We start from the raw sequence: 23,943 nt of genomic DNA, 5'->3' as shown, positions 1-23,943 counted from the left end.
GATGGTCGGCCCCCATGACATGACAGCAATCTGGAGAGCATATGAGCAAGCAAGAATCCCAACCCGATGTCCAGTTCCTGGCGCGTTTCTCCGACGCGTGGAATCGGCATGACATTGACGCATTGATGGACTTCATGGCCGACGAATGCGAGTTTCACGCCGTTGCCGGCCCTGATCTGATGGGGCGCAGCTTCGTGGGCCGCGAGGCCGTGCGCGAAGGCTTTCAGCTGGCCTGGCAGGCCTTCCCCGATGCCGCCTGGGTGGATGGAGAGCATTTTGTCCAGGGCGCGCGCGGTGTTTCTGAAAGCACCTTCAAAGGCACCAAGGCCGACGGCCTGCGTGTGGAAGCTCGCATGGTCGATGTGTTCACCTTCCGCGACGGCAAGATCGCCGTCAAGAACGCCTACCGCAAGGATCGTCCTCCAGTGGCGCTTTCCTGACACACGCCAGGCCTGCGTGCACACCTTCCTGCCTTACGGTGGGAGGTGTTGCACGCAGGGCTTCACACGACAATTTTCAAGCAGATAACTGAACGACCACGGCAACGGCCTGCATGAACAGCAAGGCGCGATCCGATACATAAAGCCGTGGCGACCGGCATTTCCAGGCCGGCAAGACAGGAGACAAAAATGATTGGAAATCCGCATTCGTCGCCGGACGGGCTGTCGCACAGTCTCAAGCAGCGGCACATGACCATGATTGCCCTGGGCGGCGTCATCGGTGCCGGGCTCTTCGTCGGCAGCGGCGTGGTCATCAAGTCGGCCGGGCCGGCGGCTGTCATCTCTTTTCTGATCACCGGCCTGCTGGTGGTGCTGGTCATGCGCATGCTGGGCGAGATGGCCTGCTCCATGACAGGGGGCTCCTTTTACGAGTACGCCCGGGAAGCATGGCGCGACCGGCCCGCCGTGGGTCAGCTGGCGGGATTTCTGACGGGCTGGATGTACTGGTATTTCTGGGTCATCGTCGTGGCGATCGAAGCGGTGGCGGGGGCAGAGCTGGTGCGCTACTGGCTGCCCGACGTACCGGCCTGGAGCATCAGCCTGGTCCTGCTGGTCATGATGACGCTGACCAATCTGGTCTCGGTCAAGTCCTTTGGCGAATGCGAGTTCTGGCTGGCTTCCGTGAAGGTGGCGGCCATCGTGGTGTTTCTGTTCATCGCCGGTGTCTATGTGCTGGGCCTGACTCCGGGGAGTGGCGGAATGCATGTCGCCAATCTGAGCCAGAACGGCGGCTTCATGCCCAACGGCATTGTTCCGGTGCTCACGGGGGCCGTGGCCGCGACCGGCTTCTATTTCGGCGCGGAGATCGTGACGATTGCGGCGGCTGAAACCGCCGAGCCTCAGAAGGCCGTGGCCAAGGCCACGAATTCGGTCATCCTGCGCGTGCTGGTGTTCTACGTGGGATCGGTGCTGCTGGTGGCCTGCCTGGTGCCATGGAACTCCACGGGCATGTCCATGCCCTATGTCAGCGCTCTCGATGCCATGGGCGTGCCGGCCGCTGCCCAGATCATGAATGCAGTGGTGCTGACCGCCGTGCTGTCGGCGCTCAACTCCGGGCTTTATGCTTCGTCGCGCATGCTGTTTGCGCTGACGCGACGCGGCGATGCACCGAAGGTGCTGGCCCAGGTCAGCCGCAATGGCGTGCCCGTGTACGCGATTCTGGTGGCCACATTGTTCGGCTACGGTGCCATCGTCATGTCCTATCTGTCTCCCGACAAGGTGTTCGCCTTTCTCGTGAACTCCTACGGAACGGTTGCCATCTTTGTCTATATCCTGATTGCGATCTCCCAGCTGCGCCTGCGCTCGCGTCTGGAGCGCGAAGCGCCGCATCTGCTCAAGGTGCGCATGTGGTGCTTCCCTTATCTGACCTGGCTGGCGATTGTGGGCATGCTGTCCATCGTGGTGGCCATGGGCTTCATTCCCGAACAGCGCACTCCGCTTGCCCTGGGTGTGGCCAGCCTGTGCATCTTGCTGATTGCCTATCGCGTGCGCCAGGCGTTGCGGCGCGGAATGAGTCCCGAGGGCCTGCTAGACGAGCTGGCACCGCCCAAGCTGCGCAAGAATTGATGAGACCAGCAAAAGCCCCGGACCCTGAGTCCGGGGCTTTTTGTTTGGCACCTCTACATGCAGTGCATGGCTTCTGCCAGGGCCTTGATGCCCTGGGCGATTTGTCCCGCAGGAATGGACTGGTAGCCCAGGCGAATGAAGTTGCCCGTGTTGCGAGTGGAAGTGAAGAACACATCGCCGGGCTCGATCAGCACTCCGTGCTCGGCGGCCTGGCGAGCCAGTGCCTGCGCGGGCACATGGTCGGGCAGTTGCACCCAGCACGAGCCGCCGCCGCGTACCGGCGTGATGCGGCATTGGGGCAGGTAGCGAGCCATGGCTGCCGTCAGCTCGGCATGACGCTCTTTCTGGGCCTGGCCGAGGCGGCGCAACTGGGCTTCGTAGTGGCCCAGCGAGATGAACATGGCCAATGTGCGCTGGATGAAGGTGGACGGATGGCGGATCATCAGACGGCGCAGGGCACGCAGCTCCTTGATCAGCTCGGGCGGGGCCACGATATAGCCCACGCGAAGGCCGGGTGCCAGACTCTTGGAGAGACTGCCGATATAGATTACGCGGTTGTTGCGGTCCAGGCTTTTGAGTGCCGGGATGGGTTGTTCGTCGAAGCTGCTTTCGCTTTCGTAGTCGTCCTCGATGATGATGAGATCGTGCTTCTGTGCGGCCTCGAGCAAGGCTTCGCGCCGCTCCAGCGGCATGGTGACGCCGGTGGGACACTGATGGCTGGGCGTGACGTAGAGGTACTCGAGCTTGCGCATGGCATTGACGATAGGCAGCCCATCGCCATCCACGCCAATGGGGATGACCTGAGAGGTACGGCTGCTGAAGATATTGCGCGCATCGGGGTAGCAGGGGTTTTCGATGCCGATGGAGGTGCCCTCGCGCATCAGCAAATCGGCCACCATGTACAGCGCATGCTGGGCTCCGACGGTGATGATGATTTCGTCGGGTGAGGCCCAGACGCCGCGGCGCGGCAGGATCTTGGTCTGGACCTGCTGGATGAGGCTGTCGTCGTCGCGGGTGATGTGATCGGGTGCCCACATGCGGATGTCCACCACGCCCAGGGACTTGAGGCAGCATTCGCGCCAGGCGGCCGTGGGAAACAGCTCCTTGTCGAACTGGCCGTAGAGAAACGGATAGGGGAACTGCTGCCAGTCGTCTTCCTTGACGATGCTGCGCTGCAGGCTGGGGCGCAGCCACAGGCGGCGAGACCAGTCCGTGTGCACCTCGGCGTCCGCATTCCTGACATTGCCGGGGTTGCGCTCTGCGGTGCGGCCCTGCAGCACATCGGGGTGGATGAAATGGCCTTTTCTCTCGCGGCTCAGCAAAAAGGCCTCTTCGGTCAACTGCTGGTAGGCCATGACCACGGTGATGCGGCCCACGCCCAGCAGCTTGGCCAGCTCTCGACTTGAGGGGATGGCATCACCGGGCGCGAGAATGCCGGTGAGGATGGCATCGACCAGCATTTCGCGAATCTGGCCCTGCAGGCTCAGCGAGGGCCTGGCGCTGCGGCGAAACAACTGCTCCCACATGGCCACGGATGGAGGAATCGAAGGCGAGGCCTGTTTTCTGTCTGTCGTCATTGATGGTTCTGAATGCACTGCCGCAGCCCGTGGTGGCCTGGAGCGACCGGCTGCCCTGACGCGCGGGGTCTGGTTCCTTGGGGTCCATGACCGAGGCATCGCAGAGGCCGCCAGCAGCTTGCTGGCGGACCGGTTTCAGCGCTCGAGATTAGCGCATATGCATGTGCTTGGAATCAGGCTTTTCATGTGGTTGCACGCGTGCAGCGGCGTCCGGAACTTGAAAATCCTGGGAGACTTTTCTGCAAGCCCCAGAATATGTATATAATTTGAGGCTTAGCGGCTGTAGCTCAGCTGGATAGAGTACTTGGCTACGAACCAAGGGGTCGTGGGTTCGATTCCTGCCAGCCGCACCAAACGACAAGCCTCAGAACTGAAAAGTTCTGAGGCTTTTTCGTTTCTGCCAGGTGTGCTGTTGACGGACTGATGGTGGTTTAGTGCATTTGAAGAAAAATCCGGGTTTTCACCGAGGAGCTTCAAAAACTGTATATAATTCGAGGCTTAGCGGCTGTAGCTCAGCTGGATAGAGTACTTGGCTACGAACCAAGGGGTCGTGGGTTCGATTCCTGCCAGCCGCACCAAACGACAAGCCTCAGAACTGCAAGGTTCTGAGGCTTTTTCGTTTCCGGGCTTTGACGAGCCCTGGCCTGATCAGGCCAGGATCTGTGTGAAGATCGGTCTCATGAGCAAGGCTTTCACCAAAGAATCGGATGGCGACGACGATGAAGACGTCGGAGCTCTGCCGCCATTGCCCGCCGGCGGCAAGAACTACATCACGCCACAGGGCTACCAGCGCATCAAGGACGAGCTGCTGGATCTGATCGACAACGAGCGCCCCAAGATCGTGGAGATCGTGCATTGGGCGGCCAGCAACGGCGACCGCTCCGAAAACGGCGACTATCTCTATGGTAAGAAGCGCCTGCGCGAGATTGACCGCCGCATTCGCTTTCTTACCAAGAGACTGGAAATCGCAGAGGTCGTCGACCCTGCCGTGCACTCAGGCAGCGACCAGGTCTTTTTCGGCGCCACGGTCAGCTACGTGGATGACGAGGGCGTGGAGCGCACCATCACCATCATGGGCATTGACGAGGCGGACAGCTCGCAGAACCAGGTCAGCTGGATTGCCCCGGTTTCGCGCGCGCTGCTCAAGGCGCGCGTGGGCGACGAGGTGGCCTTGGCCACGCCGGCCGGCGTGCGCATGCTGGAGATTCTGGACGTCAGCTATCCTCAGCCCACAACGCGATCCTGAGTTCAGGAGCAACAAAAAAGCGCGGCTTCCGTGTGGAAGCCGCGCTTTTATTTTGTGAGCTGTACTCGCCTGGTTTTCAATGATTTCGGATAGCTTCAGTATTGAAATCATTGATTAACAAGCGCTAAAAGCTATTGTTTTTGAGACTGATTGCCAGCCTGCAGGCGCTGCAGCAGCTCCAGCGTGGGGTAGCCGTCTGCCGCCAGACCCTGGCTCTGCTGGTACTGACGAAGCCCGGCACGGGTGGCCGGACCCATCACGCCGTCGGCCGCTCCGGTGGCAAAGCCGAGCTGCGTCAGGGCGGTCTGCAGCGCCCGTGTCTGCTCACGCGTCAGAGCGCCGAGATCGCGCGGCCATTCGGCGCTGACGCCTCCATTGCCTGCCAGCTGCGATGCGAGCAGGCCCACGGCGAGTGCATAGTTGGTGGAGTTGTTGTAGCGCAGGATGGCGCGGAAGTTGCTGCCCACCATGAAGGCCGGACCACGGGCACCGGCCGGTGCAATGATGCTGGCTCCTGCCATCGCGGGCAAGGCCTGGCCGTTCACGCTTTGCACGCCTTCTGCAGCCCAGGCAGTGCTGTTCTGGCGCGTGGAAAGCTCGGTGCGCGCGTAATCGAAATCGGCTGGCAGGCGCACTTCCACACCCCAGGGTTCGCCGGGGTTCCAGCCCGAGCTTGCAAGATAGTTGGCCGTGGATGCGGCCACATCGGCCATGGAGCCCCAGATGTCGCGGCGGCCGTCTCCATCGGCATCGACTGCATATTGCAGGAAGACCGAGGGCAGAAACTGGGTGTTGCCCATGGCGCCGGCCCAGGAGCTGATCATATGGGCGGCGTCGATGTCGCCGTTGTCGATGATGCGCAGCGCGGCAATCAGCTCCTTCTGCGCCCATTCGGCACGGCGGCCGTCGAAGGCGAGAGTGGCCAGTGCATCCACGGCCGAGAAGCTGCCGAAGTTGCTGCCGTAATTGCTCTCCATGCCCCAGATGGCTGCAATCACGGGCGCAGGCACGCCATATCGCTGGCTGGCCGCTTGCAGACTGGGTGCGTATTCCTGCATCTTGAGCTTGCCGGTCCTGATGCGCTGTGCGGAGACGGCGCTATCCAGATACTGCCAGGGCGTGCGCGTGAACTCGGGCTGTGAGCGGTCGAGCTTGACGATGCTGGGCTGCAGCTTGGCTCCGGCCAATGCGCTGCGCAGCGTGCGCTCCGAAATGCCTGCTGCGCGTGCGCGTGGGGCAAATTCCTGCTTCCAGTGCGCGAAGTTGCTGGCCTGTATGGGGCTTTCCATCGCCGCTTCGTCGGTGGCTTGCTCTGCTTTGGCAGGCTGTACCGGTTCGGACGCCGCCGCTGCTGGAGGTTCGGGCCGGGTGGCGCAGCCTGCGAGCAGGGCTGCTGCGACGGCGGTGATCAGCAACGGCTGACGGACATTCAGAAGCGAAGGTGCGGTTTGGAGCATGAATGCCATTGTCGCTTGCTGTCGTGGCCTGGGGGCTGTTGCATGACGGGATAGCGCCCGCAGAATGCAACAAAATCTTTCGCCCATGAAAAAGGCCGCCCGCGGCGGCCCTGCGGAGCATGAGAGAAGTCAGGCCATGACGCGGCTGGCGCGAATGACCGAGTGCAGGCGACGCAGATTGCGCAGCGCATTCTCCAGCTGAACGCTGTTTTGCACGGAGATGACAAAGCGCAGATCGGTGGTGCCGATCGCGGCTTCGTCGGTCATCTCGACGCGCACGATATCGGCTTCGGCGTTTGATAGCTCGGCCGCCACACGGGCCAGCACGCCCTTGTTGTTCTGCACAGTGACCACGATTCCCGCTTCGAACAGGCGCGTGATGTCGTCTGACCAGTCCACCGTGATGAAACGGTCGGCATCCTTTTCGCGCAGCTTGATGGCATTGTTGCAGTGGGCGTGGTGCACGACCAGGCCCTGACCGCCCAGGTAGCCCAGAATCGGGTCGCCCGGCACGGGGCGGCAGCAGTGCGAGTAATAGACCGAACTGCTCTCGTCGCCGTTGAGCGTGACCGCGCCCTGGAAGGGGCGGTTGTGCGTGTTGAAGCGCTCCTGCGTGATGAGCAGGGCATCCGGGCGCACGCCCTGCTTGGTCATGAAGGCGGTCATGCGCGCCGCCACCAGCGAGGCGATGCGGCGGCCCATGCCGATATCGACCATGAGGTCTGCGGGCGTGCGGTTGCCCGTGATGCGCAAAATCTCGTCCCAGACGCTCTTGTTGGCATCGTCCTGCGACGGTACGCTGTCAATGCCTTCGGCACGCAGAGCCTGGGCCAGCAGCGTTTCTCCGAGCTGACCGGCTTCGGTCTGGGCTGCATTCTTGAGGTAGGAGCGGATCTTGGATCGCGCGCGACCGGTTTTCACAAAGCTCAGCCAGGCCGGATTGGGCGTGGAGGTCTCGGAGGTGATGATCTGCACCACATCGCCGCTCTTGAGTTCGGTGCGCAGCGGCACTTCTTCGTCATTGATCTTGGCTGCCGTGGTGCGATGCCCGATCTTGCTGTGGATGGCATAGGCAAAGTCCACCACCGTGGCGCCGCGCGGCATGGCCATGATCTCGCTCTTGGGCGTGAAGACGTACACGGCATCGGGAAAGAGATCGACCTTGACGTGATCCCAGAACTCCGCCGCGTCACGGGTCTCGTTCTGGATGTCGAGCAGGGACTGCAGCCACTGGGTGGACAGATGCTCGGAGTCATGACCTTGCTGCGCCTTGTACAGCCAGTGGGCCGCGACGCCGGCCTCGGCCACGATGTTCATCTCTTCCGTTCGAATCTGGAATTCGATGCTGACGCTGGAGGGGCCGACCAGCGTGGTGTGCAGCGACTGGTAGCCATTGCTCTTGGCGATGGCGATGTAGTCCTTGAAGCGGCCCGGCATGGGCTTGTACTTCTGGTGCAGCACCCCGAGGGCCGTGTAGCAGTCCAGCGTCTTGGGGACGATGATGCGAAAGCCGTAGATGTCGGTGACCTTGGCAAAGCTCAGCTGGTTCTTCTGCATGCGCTGGTACAGCGAATACAGCGTGCTCTCGCGGCCCAGCAGGCGAACCGGCAGGCTGTGCGTGGCAAAAGCGGTGCTGACTTCATCCTGCACACGATGGACCAGATCACGGCGGCGTGTACGCGAGCGGCCGATGGCTTTTTCCAGCGTGGCATAGCGCCAGGGGTGCAGATGCTTGAACGACAGGTCCTGAAGCTCGCGATAGGTCTGGTTCAGACCCAGGCGGTGAGCGATGGGGGCGTAGATCTCCAGCGTTTCGGACGAGATGCGGCCCCACTTGCTGCGCGGCATGTCGCTCATGGTGCGCATATTGTGGGTGCGGTCGGCCAGCTTGATCAGGATGACGCGCACATCGCGTGCCATGGCCAGCAGCATCTTGCGAAAGGACTCGGCCTGGTTTTCCTCGCGGGTATTGAACTGCAGCTTGTCCAGCTTGGTCAGCCCGTCCACCAGCTCGGCCACATCCTCGCCAAAGCGCTCCTTCAGATCCAGCTTGGTGATGCCGCAATCCTCCATGGAGTCATGCAGCAGGGCCGCCATCAGGGCAGGGGCATCGAGCTTCCAGTTGGCGCAGATTCCCGTGACCGCGATGGGGTGGGTGATATAGGGGTCTCCACTGCTGCGCCACTGATCCGTATGTGCTTGATCTGCGTAGACATACGCCTGGCGCACACGCTCGGCGCTGTCGGCATCCAGGTAGCCGAGATGCTCCATCAAGCCCTCAAAAGCAGCAGCCGACACACGTGCAGCCTGTTCAGCGGGCATGCGCTGAGGCTTGGCCGGTGCCGTAGAGGAAGGAGCAATCGTCGAGTTCTGGGCCGCTGTCATATTCCTTAAATGTAGCCTGCAAGTATGTAGTGCAAGCTGATAGGCACAAAAAAGCACCGACGAGCGGTGCTTAATTGTCTATTTTGGTGCTGCGATGCAACAGCTCAACCCGGCACCTTCTTCAGCATTTCCAGGCCTACCTTGCCGTCTGCGATTTCACGCAGGGCAGTGACGCTGGCCTTGTTCTTGGTTTCAATCTTGGGGGTATGGCCTTGATTGAGCATGCGGGCGCGATAAGTCGCGGCCAAAACGAGCTGGAAGCGGTTGGGGATCTGCTCCAGGCTATCTTCAACAGTAATGCGTGCCATCAGGAACTCCGGGAACGGTCAGTTGGATTCAGGGATATTGAGCGACTCGAAGGTGTCGGCGCGAAGGCGCCGCTGGGCCGCATATTTGAGGCGTTGCGCGTGGATGATCGCCTTGAGATCAAAGAGCGCACTCTCAAACAGTTCGTTGATTATAACGAAGTCGAATTTTGCGACCTGCGCCATTTCCTCTTCGGCGTTTTTCAGGCGCAGCTCGATGACTTCGGGGGCGTCCTCGCCGCGATTTTCCAGGCGGGCGCGCAACTCGTCCCAGCTGGGCGGCAGGATGAAGATCAGCACGGCATTGGGAAACGCCTGTTTGACCTGCAATGCACCCTGGTAGTCGATTTCGAGCAGCACGTCGGTGCCGCTCTGGATGCGCTCTTCCAGAGACCTCTTGGCCGTGCCGTAGCGGCGGCTGTGCACATTGGCCCATTCGACAAAGCCGTTGTTGGCGACCATGGCGTCGAATTCGGCGTCCGAGACGAAGTAATACTCACGGCCATGTTTTTCCTGGCCGCGCGGCGCGCGCGTGGTGTGAGAGACGGAGGGGTAGACGCGTGCGTCGAATTCGCGCAGAGCGCGTACCAGAGAGGATTTGCCGGCACCGCTGGGTGCCGACACGACAAATAGATTTCCGGGATGGTCCATGACTTTGGGCATGACTTTGGGCATGAATCGAGCGTACGGGGTAGGTACGCTCAGGGCTTGCTTACTCGATGTTCTGCACTTGTTCGCGCATTTGCTCGATCAGCACCTTCATGTCGACGCTGATGCGGGTCAGCTCCAGCGTGGCTGATTTGGAGCCTAGGGTGTTGGCTTCGCGGTGCAATTCCTGGATCAGAAAGTCCAGACGCTTGCCGATGTCGCCACCCTTTTTGAGCAGACGCTCGATTTCGTCGAGGTGAGAGCCCAGGCGCGTGACTTCTTCAGCCACGTCGATGCGGATGGCAAAGGCCGTGGCTTCGGCCAGGGCACGGTCCTGGGCGGCTTCGGGGGCCACCGAGCCTTCACCGAGGGCCATGGCCTCTTTCCAGCGCTCAAGGAACTTCTGACGCTGCTGTTCCACCAGTTGCGGCACCAGCGGCACGGCGGTCTTGGCCAGCGCGCGCAGCTGCTTGATGCGGTCGAGCAGCATGTCGGCCAGGCGCTCACCCTCGCGGGCGCGAGCCGCGAGCAGCTCGGTGATGGCCTGTTCGGCCAGGGCCGGAGCGATCTCGCTCCAGTCCGTGTCGGCGGTGGCTGTGCCGCTGCACAGGCGCAGCACATCGGCCACGGAAAGGTCGCGTGCCTTGGGCAGCCAGGCCTGAACCGAGTCCTGCAGCGTCACCAGGCGTTGCAGCTGGGTGGCCGAGGGAATGGGCAGGGATTGGTTGCTGGAGACGTCGATGGCGGCTCGTACTTCCACCTTGCCGCGCTTGAGGCGCGCGGTGAGCAAGGTGCGCAGTGCCGGTTCAAGGGCGCGCAGTTCGTCGGGAAGGCGGAAGGACAAATCCAGAAAGCGGCTATTGACCGCGCGGATCTCAAGGCCCAGACGGCTGTTGGACTGGGACTCTTGACCACCCTCAACGGATGCGCTGTGCTGGGCACTGGCGTATCCGGTCATGCTGTAAACTGGCATTGGACTTTTGATGGATGCTTGCAATTTCCCGATTATCCGGGTTTCGTATCATCCTTGAGGTTTACCGGTAAAAAATGTCTACAAAAACCAAGCCAGCGCCCCTACCGTCGGGCAGCACAATAGGTGGATACCGGGTGGTGCGCAGGATTTCCTCGGGGGGGTTCGGGATTGTCTACTTGGCTCTGGACGCCGATGGCCAGCAGGTTGCGATCAAGGAGTACCTGCCGGCTTCGCTTGCCACTCGGGCGCCTGCCGAACTGCAGCCCATGGTGGCGCCAGAAAAACTGTCCCTGTATCGCCTCGGGCTCAAGAGCTTTTTCGAGGAAGGGCGCTCGCTGGCGCAGATTTCCCACGCCTCCGTGGTGAGCGTGCTGAACTTCTTTCGCGAAAACGAAACCGTCTACATGGTGATGAACTACCTGGAAGGGGCGACCCTGCAGGAGTTCATCGTTACGGCGCGCGAGCTCAAGGCCGACAAGGTGTTCAGGGAGTCGACCATCCGCTCTCTGTTTGACGAGGTGCTGCGCGGCCTGCGCATCGTGCATCAGCACAAGATGCTGCATCTGGACATCAAGCCCGCCAATATCTTCATCACCAATGACGACAAGGCCGTGCTGATCGATTTCGGCGCGGCGCGTGAAGTGCTGTCCAAGGAGGGCAACTTCATTCGTCCCATGTACACGCCGGGCTTTGCTGCCCCTGAGATGTACCGGCGCGATTCCCAGCTGGGTCCCTGGACCGATATCTATGCCATTGGCGCCTGCATCTATGCCTGCATGCAGGGCATACCGCCCAATGAAGCTCCGCAGCGTCAGGACAAGGACCGACTGGCCCTTGCCTTGAACAAGCTGCGCGGCGTGTATTCGGACAATCTGATCGAGGTGGTGGAGTGGTGCATGGCCATGGATCCGCTCTCGCGGCCGCAGTCGGTGTTTGCGCTGCAAAAAGAGCTGAGCCGCGAAGGCGAGCGTCGCTATACCAAGCTCAGCATGCAGGAGCGCATGCGCATGCAGTTTGACAACATGGTGCATGACGCCAGGAAGAATCTTCAGAAACTCGGCGGCTCCGAACGTGGAGCGGTGACCGACAGCAATCGCAAACCATGAAATTTTCCGTCTTCCAGCTCAGCCGCCGCGGAGGCCGTGCCCTCAATGAAGACCGCATGGGCTACTGCTATACGCGGGAGGCGGCATTGTTCGTGCTGGCGGACGGCATGGGCGGGCATCCGGATGGCGAAGTGGCCGCCCAGATAGCATTGCAGGTGGTTTCCACGCTTTTTCAGCAAAAGGCCAAGCCCATGCTGGAAGAGCCTGTCCTGTTTCTGGAAGAGGCGCTGCTGCAGGCCCATCGCCAGATCCTGCGCTATGCCAGCACCAAGGGCATGATGGACACGCCGCGCACCACGCTGGTTGCGGCCGTGCTGCAGGACGGCAAGGTGACCTGGATACACTGCGGCGACTCGCGCCTGTACTGGGTGCGCGACGGGCAGCTCGTGGAGCGAACACGTGATCATTCCTATAGCGAGATGCGCAAGGTCTCCGGTGCGCTGGTGCCGGCCAGCCGCAATGTGCTGTTCACCTGCCTGGGCTCGCCTTCCAAGCCCATCTTCGATGTGAGCGAGACAAGGCGGCTTGAGGAGGGCGATCAGCTGATGCTGTGCTCCGATGGCCTCTGGGGGGCGGTGCCGACGCCGGAAATTCTCCAGATCATGAATGGCAAGGCAGTGGCCCATTTCGTGCCCATGCTGGTCGATACGGCACTCAAGCGAGCCGGAGACGGCAGCGACAATGTCACCGTGCTGGCACTGGTATGGGAAACACCGAATAATTTCGAACCGTCTTCCATCTCCACACAGGAGATCGAGGATCAGGGCTTCGAGTCCACGATACAGGTGGGGCCGATCAATGAATGCGAGGATGAACTCGACGACGAGGCCATCGAGCGATCGATTGCCGAAATCAACGAGGCCATACGCCGTTCGGCGCAGCGCCAGAGAGCCAAGACCTGAACACGGTTGCGCGCTGCAATAGGCGCTGGCTTGAAAATACTGAATCAATAGCTGATTGCGCAAGCGCCATAAGCGCTTCCATGGGTTTTTATTATGAAAATTGTGCTGGCATCCAACAACCGCGGAAAGCTCGTCGAGTTGCAGGCCATGTTTGCCCCGCTGGGCGTGGAGCTGATCCGCCAGGGCGATCTGTTCGAGGGAGAAGCTCCCGAGCCCTATGGCACCTTTGTAGAGAATGCTCTGTCCAAGGCGCGCTTTGCGGCCGAGAAGACCGGCTTGCCCGCCATTGCGGATGACGCCGGCATGTGTGTGGATCATTTCGGCGGTCTGCCCGGTGTGGACACGGCCTACTATTGCACCCAGTTCGGCTACGAGAAAAGCGACGACAACAATGTGCGTGCGCTGCTCGAGCAGATGCAGGGCGTGGCCAACCGCCGTGCCGCCATGGTCAGCACCCTGGTGGGCGTGCGCTCGCCCAAGGACCCCGAGCCGCTGATTGCAGTAGGTCGCGTGCAGGCCTTGCTCACGACCGAGCGCCGTGGCAGCAATGGCTTCGGCTTTGACCCGGTACTGCTGATCCCCGAGCTGGGCTTGACCTTTGCCGAGATGGAGCCCGAGCTCAAGCATGCGCACAGCCATCGTGGACTGTCTTCTCGGAAGATGATTGCGATGGTGAAAGAGAGATGGTTATAACCAGCGGTTTTTGACCGCACTCCCCCTGAGGCGCTTTGCCTAGGCGGTCCCGCGCCTTCCCTAGCCGGGCGCCCCTCTCTCTACGCGCTGCGCGCTATGGAAGGGGACGATGCCCTCGAGGCGGGGCGGCGGGGCTGCCTAGGCCCTTGCTTGCTGTCCCCTGGTTGGGGTGTGCTAGTTTTAGCGGCGTCGGTTTTGTTTACGCTAGAAAAGCATATTTCCCATGATCCCCATTCAGCCTCAAACAGAGACTGCCGAAGCTGCGGTGCAGCGCGACATTCAGCACTACATGCGTCCCGGCACGCTGCAGCTGGGAAGTTTGCCGCCGCTGTCGCTGTATGTGCACCTGCCATGGTGTCTCAAGAAATGCCCGTATTGCGACTTCAACTCGCATGCCTGGGCCAAGGGGGGGGCGCTGCCCGAGGATCGCTATATCGATGCGCTGATGGCCGATCTGGAGAGCGCACTGCCGCTGATCTGGGGACGTACGGTGCACAGCGTCTTCATGGGCGGGGGCACGCCCAGCCTGTTTTCGCCCGAGTCCATAGACAAGCTGATTGCCGGTTTGCGCGCGCGCCTGCGCATGGAGCCCGATTGCGAAATCACCATGGAAGCCAACCCCGGCACCTTCGAGAAGGACCGTTTCAAGGCCTTCCGTGCGGCCGGTGTGAACCGCCTGTCAATCGGGGTGCAGAGCTTTGACGACCGCTATCTGCAGGCTGTGGGCCGTGTGCACGACGCGGCGCAGGCCCAGGCTGCGGTGCGCGAGGCGGCGGACAATTTCGAGACCTTCAATATCGATCTCATGTATGCGCTGCCCGGCCAGAGCCTGCTCGATCTGCAGCGCGATGTGGACACGGCACTGTCGTTTGCGCCGCCACATCTGTCGATTTATCACCTTACCATCGAGCCAAACACCTATTTCGCCAAATACCCGCCCCTGGTGCCCGAGGACGATACGGCCTATGAGATGCTGGACCTGATCACGGCCAGCACCCGGAGAGCCGGCATGCAGCGCTATGAAGTCTCGGCCTATGCCAAGGACGGCCACCAGTGTTTTCACAACAGCAACTACTGGCAGTTCGGCGACTATCTGGGCATTGGCGCCGGAGCGCACAGCAAGCTGAGTTTTGCCCACCGAATCGTGCGCCAGGTGCGTTTTCGCGATCCGGCCCGCTATATGGACATGGCGCTGGCCGGCACGCCGCTGGCACAGGACAACGAGGTCAAGCGTGCCGATCTGCCGTTCGAATACATGCTCAACGCGCTGCGCCTGCGCGGCGGCTTTGCCTTGCAGGAGTTCATGGAGCGCACGGGTCTGCCCATGTCGGCCATCGCCAAGGGGCTCGATCAGGCCCAGGCCAAGGGCCTGATCAGCCGCGATCTGGGCCGGGTGGTTCCTACCGAACGCGGCTTTGACTTTCTGAGCGACCTGCAGGAAATGTTCCTGTAAGTCCTGGTGGGTGCTCAGCCGCAGCGCAGCGCCGTGATCTTGCCTGCGTCATTGGTGATGACGTTCAGGCGCTCCTGGTTGTATTCCATGGTTGTGGGCTGCCCCTCGCGCAGCACGCGCAGCAGGTAGGAGCCGGATTTCTGGCGGATGGTTTCCAGCGTCGATGCCACCGTGTTGTGGCCGATATAGATCTGTACCGGTTCCGCGTGGCATACCTGCAGCTGACGCGCAGCCGGGGCGGCCGTGCCGCCTGCGACCATGCCGTTGCTGGCGCAGCCAGCCATCAGCAGAGCCATGCTGGCAGCAGCCATACCCAGCAAAGGGCGGGTGGAGACATGCAGAGTGGGTGTTCGATGCTTCATGCCCCACACCATAGCGCCCCCAGGTGCTCGCGCATGCCAGACCAAGCCTTGATGTGCAAGCGGGTGCAACAAAGCAATGCGCAAATTTGATAGCTTCATGCGCAATTCCATAAAGGGAATGATTGCACTTTGATTGTCAATTTCGGCGCCAGGGTCTATGGCTTGTGGGCGCCTTCTGCACTTTGAAAGATGCCGGCATCGATATTTGCGGCCTGCAGCTTGCGCGCAGCCTTTTCAGCGCGCTTTCGGCTCTCGAAGGGGCCGCTGCGTACTCGGGTGACTTCTCCCTTGTTGCTGGCCATCTTCTGCGTCAGCGCAGGCAATCTGGACTTTTGCAGCTGCGCCAGTACCTTGTCGGCATTGCCGGCCTCGGAATAGACGCCCAGATTCAGATAGAACTTGCCAGGAACCAGATCCGAGCTGGCTTGCGGCGCCGCCTTCGAGGCCTCTTTTACGGGCTGCTCTTTGGTCTCTGCCGCAGGCCGGTCAGCCTGTGTTGCCGGCGGCTTGTCGCTGGGCTCGGCTAGGACTGCTGTCTTGTCTGGCACCGGGGCAGGGGCCTGGGGCGCCGCTTTGCCGGCGCTGCTGCCCGTCCCGGCTGCGGGGGGGGGCACTGGCTCCGGCGGTCGGGTTTCGGGCTGGGTGGCCGCAGGATCTGCCGGCGCCGGGCTTGTCATGGGGCGAGGAGCGGCGGCGCCGGTGGCGCTGTCGGCAGCGGGCCGGGCGATGGCTGCGGGTGCCGCACTTGGCTGCGGCGCCGTATTTTCGGCGGGCAGCAAGGCCAGGCCCGCGCCTGCGGCCGCTGCAACAGGCAGGGCCAGCACCAGCATGGCTGCGGTTCTGTTGCGAGGAGCGTCGACCTGCGCCTGCAAGGCTGCATGGGCGGCGGCCATATTGGGCGCGTCCGTAATCGCCTGCAGCGTCTGGGCCCTGATCTTGCGCCAGTACCAGCCATTGCCCAGCAAGCCGGGTACGGCCACGGCGACCAGCCACAGAGCAATGCCCAGGCCCAGGGCCATGGCCTCGGGCAGAGCCGGGCGCAGGCCAAACCACCAGATCAACGCGGTTGCCGTGACGGCTGCCAGGTATTTCGCAGCCTCGCGCCATAAACCATGCAGGCTGCACCAGGCCAGGGTCAGCAAGGCGGCCGCCATGTTCCAGCTGGGCAGGCTGCGGTCCAGTGCATCGAAGCGCTTGAACTGGGCCAGGTAAAAGTCGCGTGAACGTGGGCTCAGGCGGCTGGCATAGAGCTGAGGCAGCAGACCGCTGTCCTCTTCTTCGGGCGCAGCGGTCTGCTCGGCCTCGTGTTGAAGACTGTGCTGCATGGAATAGGCTGCTGCTGCAAAGGCTCCGGCAATGGAGGCAGGCAGGGGGCTGGCGTCCGAGCGCAGAGGCTGGTCCAGCACAGGTTCCTGGCGGGCAGGGGCGAGCGCAGGGGGTGGGGTGTCCGAAGCGGAAGGCATGGCTGCAATTGTGTCATGGCGTTACGAGTAGGCCGAAGGCAGATTCCCAACAAAAAACCGGCGCCAGGCCGGTTCTTTGGGGGATGGCCGAGGCGCGCTCAGGCCTGGTGCACGGGCAGCACGGTGGCGCGGCATTCGCCAAAGCCGATGCGCGCGGCTCCAGGCTTTTCGCACCAGCCTGTAAAGACCACGGCGTCTCCGTCGAGCAGGAAGGTACGGGTTTCGCCATTGCTGAGGCTCAAGGGCTTTTTGCCGCCTTCGGTGATTTCCAGCAGGGCGCCGGCTTGGTCCATGGTGGGGCCGGACAGCGTGCCCGTGCCCAGCAGGTCGCCGGGCTGCAGATCGCAGCCGTTGACGGTGTGGTGGGCAATCAGCTGGGCCATGGTCCAGTAGGCGTGGCGGTAGCTGGTCCGGGTGATCTGTTCGGCGGCCTTGCCTTCGGCCCGCATCTTCTCGGTCTGGATGGCGACCGTGAGCTGCACATCGAGCGCACCGCACTGCGAGTTGGCCTCGGAGCTGAGGTAGGGCAGGGGCTGTGGGTCCTCGGATGGGCGGACAAAGGCCGTGCGATAGGGCTCCAGCGCTTCCAGCGTCACGATCCAGGGCGAGATGCTGGTGGCGAAGTTCTTGGACAGGAATGGGCCCAGTGGCTGGTATTCCCAGGCCTGAACGTCGCGTGCCGACCAGTCGTTGAGCAGGCACAGGCCGAAGATATGGTTTTCGGCATCCTTGATGCCGATGGCCTCGCCCCAGGCATTGGCCGAGCCTGCGTAAATGCCCATCTCCAGCTCATAGTCGAGGCGGTTGCAGGGCTTGAGCACGGGGTCGGCATCGGGGGCCTTGAGCTGGCCGTTGGGGCGCTTGAAGTCCACGCCAGAGACGCGGATGCTGGAAGCACGACCGTGGTAGCCGATGGGCACCCACTTGTAGTTTTCCATCAGCGGGTTGGTGGGGCGGAACAGCTTGCCCACATTGGTGGCGTGATGCACGGAGGTGTAGAAGTCCGTGTAGTCGCCCACCTGTGCGGGCACGCTGTATTCCACATCGGCCTGGGGCACGAGGCAGGCCTTGAGGGCAGCTTCCTGGGCAGCGCCGGCGCGCAGGGCGCGCGACAGGGCCAGGCGCAGGGCCGACCAAGACGCGGGGCCCATGGCCATCAAGCGGTTGAGCTGACCCTGCGCCGCTGCTTCGACCTGGGCCTGCACATCGCCGCCCAGCGCCTTGGCATCGCGAACGGCCGCCATGTCCAGCACCTGGTCACCAATCGCCACGCCGCCGCGAAAAGCCTCGCTGCTGCTCTTGCGACGAAAGACTGCAAACGGCAGGTTCTGGATGGGGAAGTCGCTGCTGCCCGTGTTGGCGCTGGCGACCCAGCTTTGCAGGCCGGCGTCGTGGGTTTCGTTCAATGCCATGTTCGTCTCCTTAAACGATTTGAATAAAAACAGGCTGCAGCGCTTATCTGCTGTGCGCTGCCAGCCGTTGATCTATGACCGATCTATGACTGATCGATGGGATCTGGCTTGTGGAGCTTTCATGCCGCGGTAAAGCCTCCATCCATATTCCACTGTGCGCCACGCACCTGGGCGGCGTTGTCGCTGGCCAGAAAGCTGACCAGCGCCGCAACCTGTTCCACCGTTACAAAAGCCTGCGAGGGTTGCTTGGCTCCCAGCAACTTGGTCCGGGCTGTGGGCTCGTCCAGGTTTTCGCGCAGCGCCAGGGCCTGGATCTGGGCCTGAACCAGCGGCGTGAGCACCCAGCCGGGGCAGATGGCGTTGCAGGTCACGGGCGTGGTGGCCAGCTCCAGCGCCACGGATTTGGTCAGGCCCAGCAGGCCGTGCTTGCTGGCCACATAAGCGGGCTTGTGGGCCACGCCGACCAGGCCGCTGACGGATGCCATATTGATGATGCGCCCCCAGCCGCGCTCCAGCATGGCCGGCGTGCAGGCCTGTATGGTGTGAAACGATGCGCTCAGGTTGAGGGCCAGCATGGTGTTCCATAGGTCTGGCGGAAAGCTGAGCACGGATTCCACATGCTGCATGCCCGCGTTGTTGACCAGAATGTCCACCGCGCCCAGCTCGGCGGCAATACGCCGGGCCAGGGGGGCAATGGCTTCGCCGTCAGTCAGGTCGAGCGCGTAATAGCGGGCTGCCACACCCAGTGCCTGCAGCTCGGCCAGCTGTGCACCGGTGCTGGCAGACGCCTGGGCTCTGCCATGCAGGGCAATGGCGGCGCCTTCGCTGGCCAGCTGTCTGGCAATGGCCCAGCCTATGCCGCTGGTGGAGCCGGTGATCCAGGCCACACGGCCGCTATGGGGCCTGGAGCGCTGCCGGACTTGGGGCAGGGCGGTGGTCATTTGAGCAGGTCCATTTCGATATGCACATATTCGCTGATGAAGCGTACCTTGGCCCAGTAGACGATCAAGCCTTGTGGATTGCAGGCCCAGCGCAGCGCCTGCATCAGCGGCGTGCCCAGCGGCACGCCCAGATGCTCGGCAATCAGCTCGTCGGCCGGGGCTACGCTCAGGTACTGGCGGGCCGTGGCGATCTGCGCAGGATCATTTCCCAGCGCCTGAGCCAGCGTGGTGCGCTCCAGCTGTTCCTGCAGCCTGGGGTAGAGGTTTTGTTCCAGGTACAGCTCGGACAGGCAAAAGCGTGCATCGCCGTGCTTGTGCACGCGCAAAAAATAGGTATAGGCAGGGGCCAGCTCGCCAGGGGAAGGAAAGCCGGCCGGAATGGGCGGCACACAGTCATTTGCTTGCTGCAGCGTGGTCTGCTGAATCTGTTCGCCAAAGGCCACCAGTTCCTGCCAGGTCGTGGGCAGCAAAAAGGATGGGGGCTTGTAGGGCTGGCTCACGACCTTGGTGCCGCCGCGCTTGCGGGTCTCCAGCAGGCCTTCATCGATCAGCCCATGTACGGCCATGCGCACCGTGGTGCGCGAGACGCTGTGCAGAGCCTCGAGCTCTTCGACCGTGGGAATGCTTTGTCCGATGGGCCACTCTCCCGTCGCGATCTTGTTGCGAAACAGCCGGGCCAGCTGCAGGTGCAGCTTGTCGCGAGATTGGGAGGCGGTGGACGTAGCAGTCATAGGCGCGGTTTTGCGGGGCAGTGTAGCAAATAAAGTATCTAAAAAAGTACTTTATTAAAGAAAACAAGCAGCCCATCAAGATGGCGCAACAAGGCAGAGGGAGGGAGTGCAAACCGGCCCCAAGGAGCGCAAGAGTTCACAAATGTCACCATTCAGACGGTGCAAATGACTTTTAAACTCCTCGCTTTTGATAGCGGATAGTGCAGGCAACCATTGGTTGCCATGCGCTTTGACAAGGGCAATCCTTGCCTGGGAGTTGGTAGTTTCATGCACAAGCAGTACGAGTGGCAGTTTTTCCGCGCCGGCGAGGTGGACCAGGTGGTGATTCGCACGGGCCAGGACATTGCCCATATTGGTGAGCTGGATCAGAAGCTGTGGGTGGCTCTGGCCTGTCCCACCAGAGGTATCGAGTTCGACAGCGCAACGCTGGATTTGATTGACGAAAGCAAGGACGGCCGTATTCGTCCTCCGGAGCTGGTGGCCGCCTGTGAATGGGCCGTGGCAAGAGTGCGTGACCCGCAGGTTCTGGCCGATGGCGGCGATGTGCTGCAGCTGAACAGCATCAACGATGCGACGGAAGAAGGTGCGCTGTTGCTGGCAGAAGCCAGGCGCGTGCTGGAGCTTGCGGGCCTGCCCGATGCCCCAGCCATCACGCTGGCCCAGGTGCAGGAGCGCATGGCCTCGCTGCAGGCCCTGCGCTTCAATGGCGACGGCGTCGTTAGTGCAGCCACGGCGGAAGGCGATGAGGCCCTGGCCGGTCTGATTGCGCGCATTCAGGAGCTTTACGGTGCGGTGGACGGCAGCGATGGCGTGCCCGGCATCGATCGCAGCAAGGCCGAGGCCTTCTGGGAAGACGTGCAAAGTCTGCAGAACTGGTTTGCCCGGGCGGCAGAGCTGGGTTGCAATCTGCAGCCGCGCGCGCAGGCGCTGGCGGCGGCCGAGGCCGTGAACGCGGTGCAGGCCAAAGTCGATGACTTTTTTGCCCGCACGCGACTGGTGGAGTTCGATGCCAATGCACGGGCACCGCTCAACCCCACGGAAGAAGGCTATGCCGCTCTGGGGACGCAAGTGCTCAGCAATGCATCGGAGTCTCTGGCCGCGCTGCCGCTGGCCGCAGTGACCGGCGAGCGCAGCCTGCCGCTGGTGAATGGCGTCAACCCCGCCTGGGCTGCTGCCTTGCAGACCTTGCGCGAGCAGGCCGTGCAACCGGTGTTCGGCGAAGCGCTGGCGGCGCTGACCGAGGTGCAGTGGGATCAGCTCAAGACCATGCTGGCGCAATGCCAGCAATGGTTGTCAGAGTGCCCGGCCACGCCGCTGGGCGCAGTGAGCGAGGTTGAAATTCAGCAGTTGCTGTCCAGCGGGTTGAAAGACGCAGTGATGCAGTTGCTGGACCATGACGATGCCGAAAAAGAGCATGCCGTGCAGGCCATGGCCCTGGAAAAGCTGATCCGCCTGCAGCGCGATCTGCTGGAGCTGCTTAACAACTTTGTCTCCTTCTCCCGCTTCTATCGCCGCGAAGGCGCGGCCTTTCAGGCCGGAACCTTGTTCCTGGACGGCCGCAGCTGCGATCTGACCGTGGAGGTTGCCGATGCTGCAGCCCACTCCACGCTGGCCGCCATGGCCAAAACCTATCTGGCCTACTGCGAATGCAAGCGCGAAGGGCAGAAAAAGACGATCGTCGCGGCCTTCACGGCAGGAGATGTGGACTTTCTGTTCGTGGGACGCAACGGCGTGTTCTACGACCGTGCGGGCAATGACTGGGACGCCACCATCGTCAAGCTCATCGACAACCCGACCAGCATCGGCCAGGCCTTCTTCTCGCCCTACAAGAAGTTCCTGCGCCTGATCGAGGAGCAGGTCGCCAAGCATGCCGCAGCCAAGAACGATGTGGTCAATACCAGCCTCAGCGACAACGCGACCAAGCTGGTGACGGCACCCAAGGACCTGGCCCAGGCACCTGCCGCCGCGCGCAAGACCGATGTGGGTACGGTGGCCGCCATCGGCGTGGCACTGGGCTCGCTGAGTGCCGTGATCGTTGGCATCTTCGGCAAGTTCATCGAACTGGGGCCGTGGATTCCGGTGGCCATACTGGGCCTTATCCTGGCCATCTCCGGTCCCAGCATGCTGATTGCCTGGCTCAAGCTGCGTCAGCGCAGCCTGGGGCCGATTCTGGATGCCAGCGGCTGGGCCATCAATGGCCGCATGAACATCAACCTGGGCCTGGGTCGCAGCCTGTCGCAGACGGCCAAGGTACCGGTCAACGCCAAGCGCAATATTGCCGACCCTTATGCGGACAGTCACGGCCTGCGCAACAGCCTGTGTGTGCTGGCTCTGGTGGCAGCCGCCGCGTTGCTGGCCTGGCGCATGCACTGGCTGGACGCCTTGCTGCCCGTCAGCTGGCAGCACGGCTCTGCAGTTGCTAGCGCAGCCGCGGCCGTGGAGCCAGCTGCACCTGCAGGTGGCGCAGCAGCAAGGTAAGGTAAGCACAGCTGCCTTGTGCATGTGCCAGAGTGCAGATGGATAATCGCCAGCCATGTTTGAATCAAGGGTTAACCCTGATTTTTAGCCCCTGAGCGGGCCACTTTTGTAGCCATCCACCAGCTTGCTGAAGACGCAAAAGCCAATGGTTTTTGCGTCTTTTTTGCTGGTGCGACTGGAAAAACGTCCATGCGGTTTCGCGTGGCAGGAAGCAAGGCAATGAGCTGGCAAGATTTCAAGCACCAATATCTGGTGCGTTTCTGGTCGCCCGTGCCCGCAGTGATTGCGGCCGGCGTCCTTTCTGCATATTACTTCGGCATTACCGGCACCTTCTGGGCCGTGACCGGTGAATTCACCCGCTGGGGCGGGCATATCCTGCAGTTCCTCGGTGTCGATCTCTCCGATTGGGGCTATTTCAAGGTCATTGGTCTGCAAGGCACGCCGCTCACACGCGTGGACGGGCTGATGATCATCGGCATGTTTGTCGGCTGCTTCTCGTCTGCGCTCTGGGCCAACAACATCAAGCTGCGCCTGCCCAATCACCGTATTCGCGTGTTTCAGGCCATTGTGGGCGGCATCATCGCGGGCTTTGGCGCGCGTCTGGCCATGGGCTGCAATCTGGCTGCGTTCTTTACCGGCATTCCGCAGTTTTCGCTGCATGCCTGGTTCTTCGCCATTGCCACGGCCATCGGCTCGCTGGCCGGTGCCAAGGTCAGTCTGCTGCCGATGTTCCGGATTCCCGTCAAGCTGCAGAAAGTGACGGCACCCAAGCCCCTGGAGCAAAGCGAGGCCCAGGCCAGGCGGCGCTTTCGCATCGGCGTGGCGCTGTTCCTGGCCTGTGTGGTCTGGGGCATCTGCAAGGCTGCTGAAGCGCCCAGGCTGGGCATGGCGATTCTGTTCGGTCTGGCCTTCGGCCTGATCATCGAGCGCGCCCAGGTTTGCTTTACATCGGCCTTTCGCGATCTGTGGATCACGGGCCGCACTCAGATGGCCAAGGCCATCATCGCGGGCATGGCCGTGGGCACCATCGGCATCTACAGCTATGTGCAGCTGGGCATGGACCCCAAGATTTTCTGGGCCGGCCCCAATGCCGTCATCGGCGGCCTGCTGTTCGGCTTCGGCATTGTGCTGGCCGGCGGCTGTGAAACCGGCTGGATGTACCGTGCCGTCGAAGGCCAGGTGCATTACTGGTGGGTGGGTCTGGGCAATGTGATCGGATCGACCTTGCTTGCGCTGGTCTGGGACGACATCTCGCCCGTGCTGGCCACCAGTTACGACAAGGTCAATCTGCTCAAGGCGCTGGGCCCGCAGGGCGGCCTGTTGCTGACCTATGTGATGCTGGGTATCTCGCTGGCTCTGGTGCTGTGGTGGGAAAAGCGTTTCTTTGCCAAAAAATCCCGTCTGGCCGCTGCTGCGGCCCGCATTGCCTGAATCTCAAGGAATCCATCATGAGTGACTCCAAATACCTTCCCGATTTCCGCCTCGACATGCTGGGCGAGCCCTGCCCATACCCCGCCGTCGCCACGCTGGAAGCCATGCCCAGCCTGCAGCCGGGCCAGATTCTGGAAGTGGTCTCGGACTGCCCGCAGTCCATCAACAATATTCCGCTGGATGCCAGGAACCACGGCTATGAGGTGCTGGAGATTCAGCAGGACGGGCCGACGATTCGATACCTGATCAGGAAGTAACACCCCCTGAGGCGCTGAGCGCCTTCCCCCTCTCTGCTTCGCGGAGGGGGACGACAG

General features: G+C 62.1%; 21 protein-coding genes and 2 tRNA genes. 12 read left to right on the top strand and 11 right to left on the bottom strand.

All coding sequences use genetic code 11. From position 1 onward, the window contains the following. Window positions 1–41 precede the first annotated feature (41 nt). Both NOX35_RS21375 and NOX35_RS21370 read left to right on the top strand, forming a co-directional pair. Entirely contained in the window at window positions 42–440 is a 399-nt protein-coding gene (locus NOX35_RS21375; protein ID WP_003072832.1) for a nuclear transport factor 2 family protein, read from the top strand. A gap of 189 nt (window positions 441–629) precedes the next feature. Then, the gene (locus tag NOX35_RS21370) at window positions 630–2,066 is read left to right on the top strand and encodes an amino acid permease (RefSeq protein ID WP_256494657.1); all 1,437 of its coding nucleotides are present in this window, start codon (window positions 630–632) and stop codon (window positions 2,064–2,066) included. A 53-nt stretch (window positions 2,067–2,119) separates the two neighbouring features. Here NOX35_RS21370 and NOX35_RS21365 read toward each other — a convergent pair whose 3' ends face one another. After that, window positions 2,120–3,643, bottom strand: coding sequence for a PLP-dependent aminotransferase family protein (locus NOX35_RS21365; protein WP_256494656.1), 1,524 nt, complete (start codon window positions 3,641–3,643; stop codon window positions 2,120–2,122). A gap of 276 nt (window positions 3,644–3,919) precedes the next feature. Here NOX35_RS21365 and NOX35_RS21360 point away from each other — a divergent pair. The 3 genes from NOX35_RS21360 to greB all read left to right on the top strand — a co-directional run bounded on the left by NOX35_RS21360 (window position 3,920) and on the right by greB (window position 4,889). Further along, window positions 3,920–3,996: transfer RNA gene (locus tag NOX35_RS21360), tRNA-Arg, on the top strand. A 148-nt stretch (window positions 3,997–4,144) separates the two neighbouring features. Next, window positions 4,145–4,221: transfer RNA gene (locus NOX35_RS21355), tRNA-Arg, on the top strand. A gap of 101 nt (window positions 4,222–4,322) precedes the next feature. Beyond that, a complete protein-coding gene (gene greB / locus NOX35_RS21350) occupies window positions 4,323–4,889 on the top strand; it encodes a transcription elongation factor GreB (protein ID WP_256494655.1) in 567 nt (188 codons plus the stop codon). A gap of 131 nt (window positions 4,890–5,020) precedes the next feature. Here the strand turns inward: greB and NOX35_RS21345 are convergent, their stop codons facing one another. From NOX35_RS21345 to NOX35_RS21325, 5 genes are all read right to left on the bottom strand, one after another. Beyond that, window positions 5,021–6,355: a lytic murein transglycosylase gene (locus tag NOX35_RS21345; protein WP_256494654.1), complete on the bottom strand. Its 1,335-nt coding sequence runs from the start codon at window positions 6,353–6,355 to the stop codon at window positions 5,021–5,023. Between the two features lie 120 nt (window positions 6,356–6,475). Next, on the bottom strand, window positions 6,476–8,731 hold the full coding sequence (locus NOX35_RS21340; protein WP_182284199.1) for a bifunctional (p)ppGpp synthetase/guanosine-3',5'-bis(diphosphate) 3'-pyrophosphohydrolase: 2,256 nt from the start codon (window positions 8,729–8,731) through the stop codon (window positions 6,476–6,478). Window positions 8,732–8,835: 104 nt separating this feature from the next. After that, window positions 8,836–9,039, bottom strand: a complete 204-nt coding sequence (rpoZ, locus tag NOX35_RS21335; RefSeq protein WP_003052081.1) for a DNA-directed RNA polymerase subunit omega — start codon at window positions 9,037–9,039, stop codon at window positions 8,836–8,838. 18 nt (window positions 9,040–9,057) lie between these two features. After that, the gene (gene gmk, locus NOX35_RS21330) at window positions 9,058–9,687 is read right to left on the bottom strand and encodes a guanylate kinase (protein WP_087084466.1); all 630 of its coding nucleotides are present in this window, start codon (window positions 9,685–9,687) and stop codon (window positions 9,058–9,060) included. A gap of 61 nt (window positions 9,688–9,748) precedes the next feature. Beyond that, window positions 9,749–10,642, bottom strand: coding sequence for a YicC/YloC family endoribonuclease (locus tag NOX35_RS21325; protein ID WP_305881703.1), 894 nt, complete (start codon window positions 10,640–10,642; stop codon window positions 9,749–9,751). A gap of 89 nt (window positions 10,643–10,731) precedes the next feature. Between NOX35_RS21325 and NOX35_RS21320 the strand changes: the two genes are divergently transcribed. The 4 genes from NOX35_RS21320 to hemW all read left to right on the top strand — a co-directional run bounded on the left by NOX35_RS21320 (window position 10,732) and on the right by hemW (window position 14,811). Continuing rightward, complete coding sequence (locus NOX35_RS21320) at window positions 10,732–11,763, top strand: serine/threonine-protein kinase (protein ID WP_034358139.1); 1,032 nt, start codon at window positions 10,732–10,734, stop codon at window positions 11,761–11,763. Continuing rightward, window positions 11,760–12,665: a PP2C family serine/threonine-protein phosphatase gene (locus tag NOX35_RS21315; RefSeq protein ID WP_256494649.1), complete on the top strand. Its 906-nt coding sequence runs from the start codon at window positions 11,760–11,762 to the stop codon at window positions 12,663–12,665. Before NOX35_RS21320 ends, NOX35_RS21315 begins: the two co-directional genes overlap by 4 nt. A gap of 93 nt (window positions 12,666–12,758) precedes the next feature. Beyond that, on the top strand, window positions 12,759–13,358 hold the full coding sequence (locus NOX35_RS21310; RefSeq protein ID WP_034368809.1) for a non-canonical purine NTP pyrophosphatase: 600 nt from the start codon (window positions 12,759–12,761) through the stop codon (window positions 13,356–13,358). Between the two features lie 223 nt (window positions 13,359–13,581). After that, on the top strand, window positions 13,582–14,811 hold the full coding sequence (hemW, locus tag NOX35_RS21305; RefSeq protein WP_182284193.1) for a radical SAM family heme chaperone HemW: 1,230 nt from the start codon (window positions 13,582–13,584) through the stop codon (window positions 14,809–14,811). Between the two features lie 14 nt (window positions 14,812–14,825). Here hemW and NOX35_RS21300 read toward each other — a convergent pair whose 3' ends face one another. The 5 genes from NOX35_RS21300 to NOX35_RS21280 form a co-directional block, all read right to left on the bottom strand. After that, window positions 14,826–15,185, bottom strand: coding sequence for an I78 family peptidase inhibitor (locus NOX35_RS21300; RefSeq protein WP_371878556.1), 360 nt, complete (start codon window positions 15,183–15,185; stop codon window positions 14,826–14,828). 143 nt (window positions 15,186–15,328) lie between these two features. Next, entirely contained in the window at window positions 15,329–16,636 is a 1,308-nt protein-coding gene (locus NOX35_RS21295) for an SPOR domain-containing protein (protein ID WP_182284191.1), read from the bottom strand. Between the two features lie 98 nt (window positions 16,637–16,734). Next, window positions 16,735–18,048, bottom strand: a complete 1,314-nt coding sequence (fahA, locus tag NOX35_RS21290) for a fumarylacetoacetase (protein ID WP_256494647.1) — start codon at window positions 18,046–18,048, stop codon at window positions 16,735–16,737. Window positions 18,049–18,167: 119 nt separating this feature from the next. Beyond that, window positions 18,168–18,989, bottom strand: a complete 822-nt coding sequence (locus NOX35_RS21285; RefSeq protein WP_256494646.1) for a 3-hydroxybutyrate dehydrogenase — start codon at window positions 18,987–18,989, stop codon at window positions 18,168–18,170. Beyond that, a complete protein-coding gene (locus NOX35_RS21280; RefSeq protein ID WP_182284185.1) occupies window positions 18,986–19,720 on the bottom strand; it encodes a GntR family transcriptional regulator in 735 nt (244 codons plus the stop codon). Before NOX35_RS21280 ends, NOX35_RS21285 begins: the two co-directional genes overlap by 4 nt. A gap of 267 nt (window positions 19,721–19,987) precedes the next feature. Between NOX35_RS21280 and NOX35_RS21275 the strand changes: the two genes are divergently transcribed. From NOX35_RS21275 to yedF, 3 genes are all read left to right on the top strand, one after another. After that, a complete protein-coding gene (locus NOX35_RS21275; RefSeq protein WP_256494644.1) occupies window positions 19,988–22,198 on the top strand; it encodes a hypothetical protein in 2,211 nt (736 codons plus the stop codon). A gap of 189 nt (window positions 22,199–22,387) precedes the next feature. Next, entirely contained in the window at window positions 22,388–23,629 is a 1,242-nt protein-coding gene (yedE, locus tag NOX35_RS21270; protein ID WP_256494643.1) for a selenium metabolism membrane protein YedE/FdhT, read from the top strand. 17 nt (window positions 23,630–23,646) lie between these two features. Further along, the gene (gene yedF / locus NOX35_RS21265; RefSeq protein WP_182284179.1) at window positions 23,647–23,886 is read left to right on the top strand and encodes a sulfurtransferase-like selenium metabolism protein YedF; all 240 of its coding nucleotides are present in this window, start codon (window positions 23,647–23,649) and stop codon (window positions 23,884–23,886) included. The last annotated feature ends 57 nt before the right edge of the window (window positions 23,887–23,943 follow it).

It is taken from the genome of Comamonas sp. C11 (assembly GCF_024496285.1).
In the GTDB taxonomy this organism is placed as follows: domain Bacteria; phylum Pseudomonadota; class Gammaproteobacteria; order Burkholderiales; family Burkholderiaceae_C; genus Comamonas; species Comamonas testosteroni_F.
The sequence above is the reverse complement of the archived record's forward strand: the minus strand, read 5'-3'. Positions and strand labels throughout refer to the sequence as shown.

Bases quoted from the DNA above. Each gene is read 5' to 3' on its own strand.
- yedF (WP_182284179.1), top strand. From the start codon at position 23,647: ATGAGTGACTCCAAATACCTTCCCGATTTCCGCCTCGACATGCTGGGC.
- NOX35_RS21365 (WP_256494656.1), bottom strand. From the start codon at position 3,643: ATGACGACAGACAGAAAACAGGCCTCGCCTTCGATTCCTCCATCCGTG.
- greB (WP_256494655.1), top strand. From the start codon at position 4,323: ATGAGCAAGGCTTTCACCAAAGAATCGGATGGCGACGACGATGAAGAC.
- NOX35_RS21310 (WP_034368809.1), top strand. From the start codon at position 12,759: ATGAAAATTGTGCTGGCATCCAACAACCGCGGAAAGCTCGTCGAGTTG.
- NOX35_RS21300 (WP_371878556.1), bottom strand. From the start codon at position 15,185: ATGGTGTGGGGCATGAAGCATCGAACACCCACTCTGCATGTCTCCACC.
- rpoZ (WP_003052081.1), bottom strand. From the start codon at position 9,039: ATGGCACGCATTACTGTTGAAGATAGCCTGGAGCAGATCCCCAACCGC.
- NOX35_RS21315 (WP_256494649.1), top strand. From the start codon at position 11,760: ATGAAATTTTCCGTCTTCCAGCTCAGCCGCCGCGGAGGCCGTGCCCTC.
- hemW (WP_182284193.1), top strand. From the start codon at position 13,582: ATGATCCCCATTCAGCCTCAAACAGAGACTGCCGAAGCTGCGGTGCAG.
- NOX35_RS21375 (WP_003072832.1), top strand. From the start codon at position 42: ATGAGCAAGCAAGAATCCCAACCCGATGTCCAGTTCCTGGCGCGTTTC.
- NOX35_RS21340 (WP_182284199.1), bottom strand. From the start codon at position 8,731: ATGACAGCGGCCCAGAACTCGACGATTGCTCCTTCCTCTACGGCACCG.
- NOX35_RS21325 (WP_305881703.1), bottom strand. From the start codon at position 10,642: ATGACCGGATACGCCAGTGCCCAGCACAGCGCATCCGTTGAGGGTGGT.
- NOX35_RS21370 (WP_256494657.1), top strand. From the start codon at position 630: ATGATTGGAAATCCGCATTCGTCGCCGGACGGGCTGTCGCACAGTCTC.
- yedE (WP_256494643.1), top strand. From the start codon at position 22,388: ATGCGGTTTCGCGTGGCAGGAAGCAAGGCAATGAGCTGGCAAGATTTC.
- NOX35_RS21295 (WP_182284191.1), bottom strand. From the start codon at position 16,636: ATGCCTTCCGCTTCGGACACCCCACCCCCTGCGCTCGCCCCTGCCCGC.
- fahA (WP_256494647.1), bottom strand. From the start codon at position 18,048: ATGGCATTGAACGAAACCCACGACGCCGGCCTGCAAAGCTGGGTCGCC.
- NOX35_RS21280 (WP_182284185.1), bottom strand. From the start codon at position 19,720: ATGACTGCTACGTCCACCGCCTCCCAATCTCGCGACAAGCTGCACCTG.
- gmk (WP_087084466.1), bottom strand. From the start codon at position 9,687: ATGGACCATCCCGGAAATCTATTTGTCGTGTCGGCACCCAGCGGTGCC.
- NOX35_RS21285 (WP_256494646.1), bottom strand. From the start codon at position 18,989: ATGACCACCGCCCTGCCCCAAGTCCGGCAGCGCTCCAGGCCCCATAGC.
- NOX35_RS21345 (WP_256494654.1), bottom strand. From the start codon at position 6,355: ATGGCATTCATGCTCCAAACCGCACCTTCGCTTCTGAATGTCCGTCAG.
- NOX35_RS21275 (WP_256494644.1), top strand. From the start codon at position 19,988: ATGCACAAGCAGTACGAGTGGCAGTTTTTCCGCGCCGGCGAGGTGGAC.
- NOX35_RS21320 (WP_034358139.1), top strand. From the start codon at position 10,732: ATGTCTACAAAAACCAAGCCAGCGCCCCTACCGTCGGGCAGCACAATA.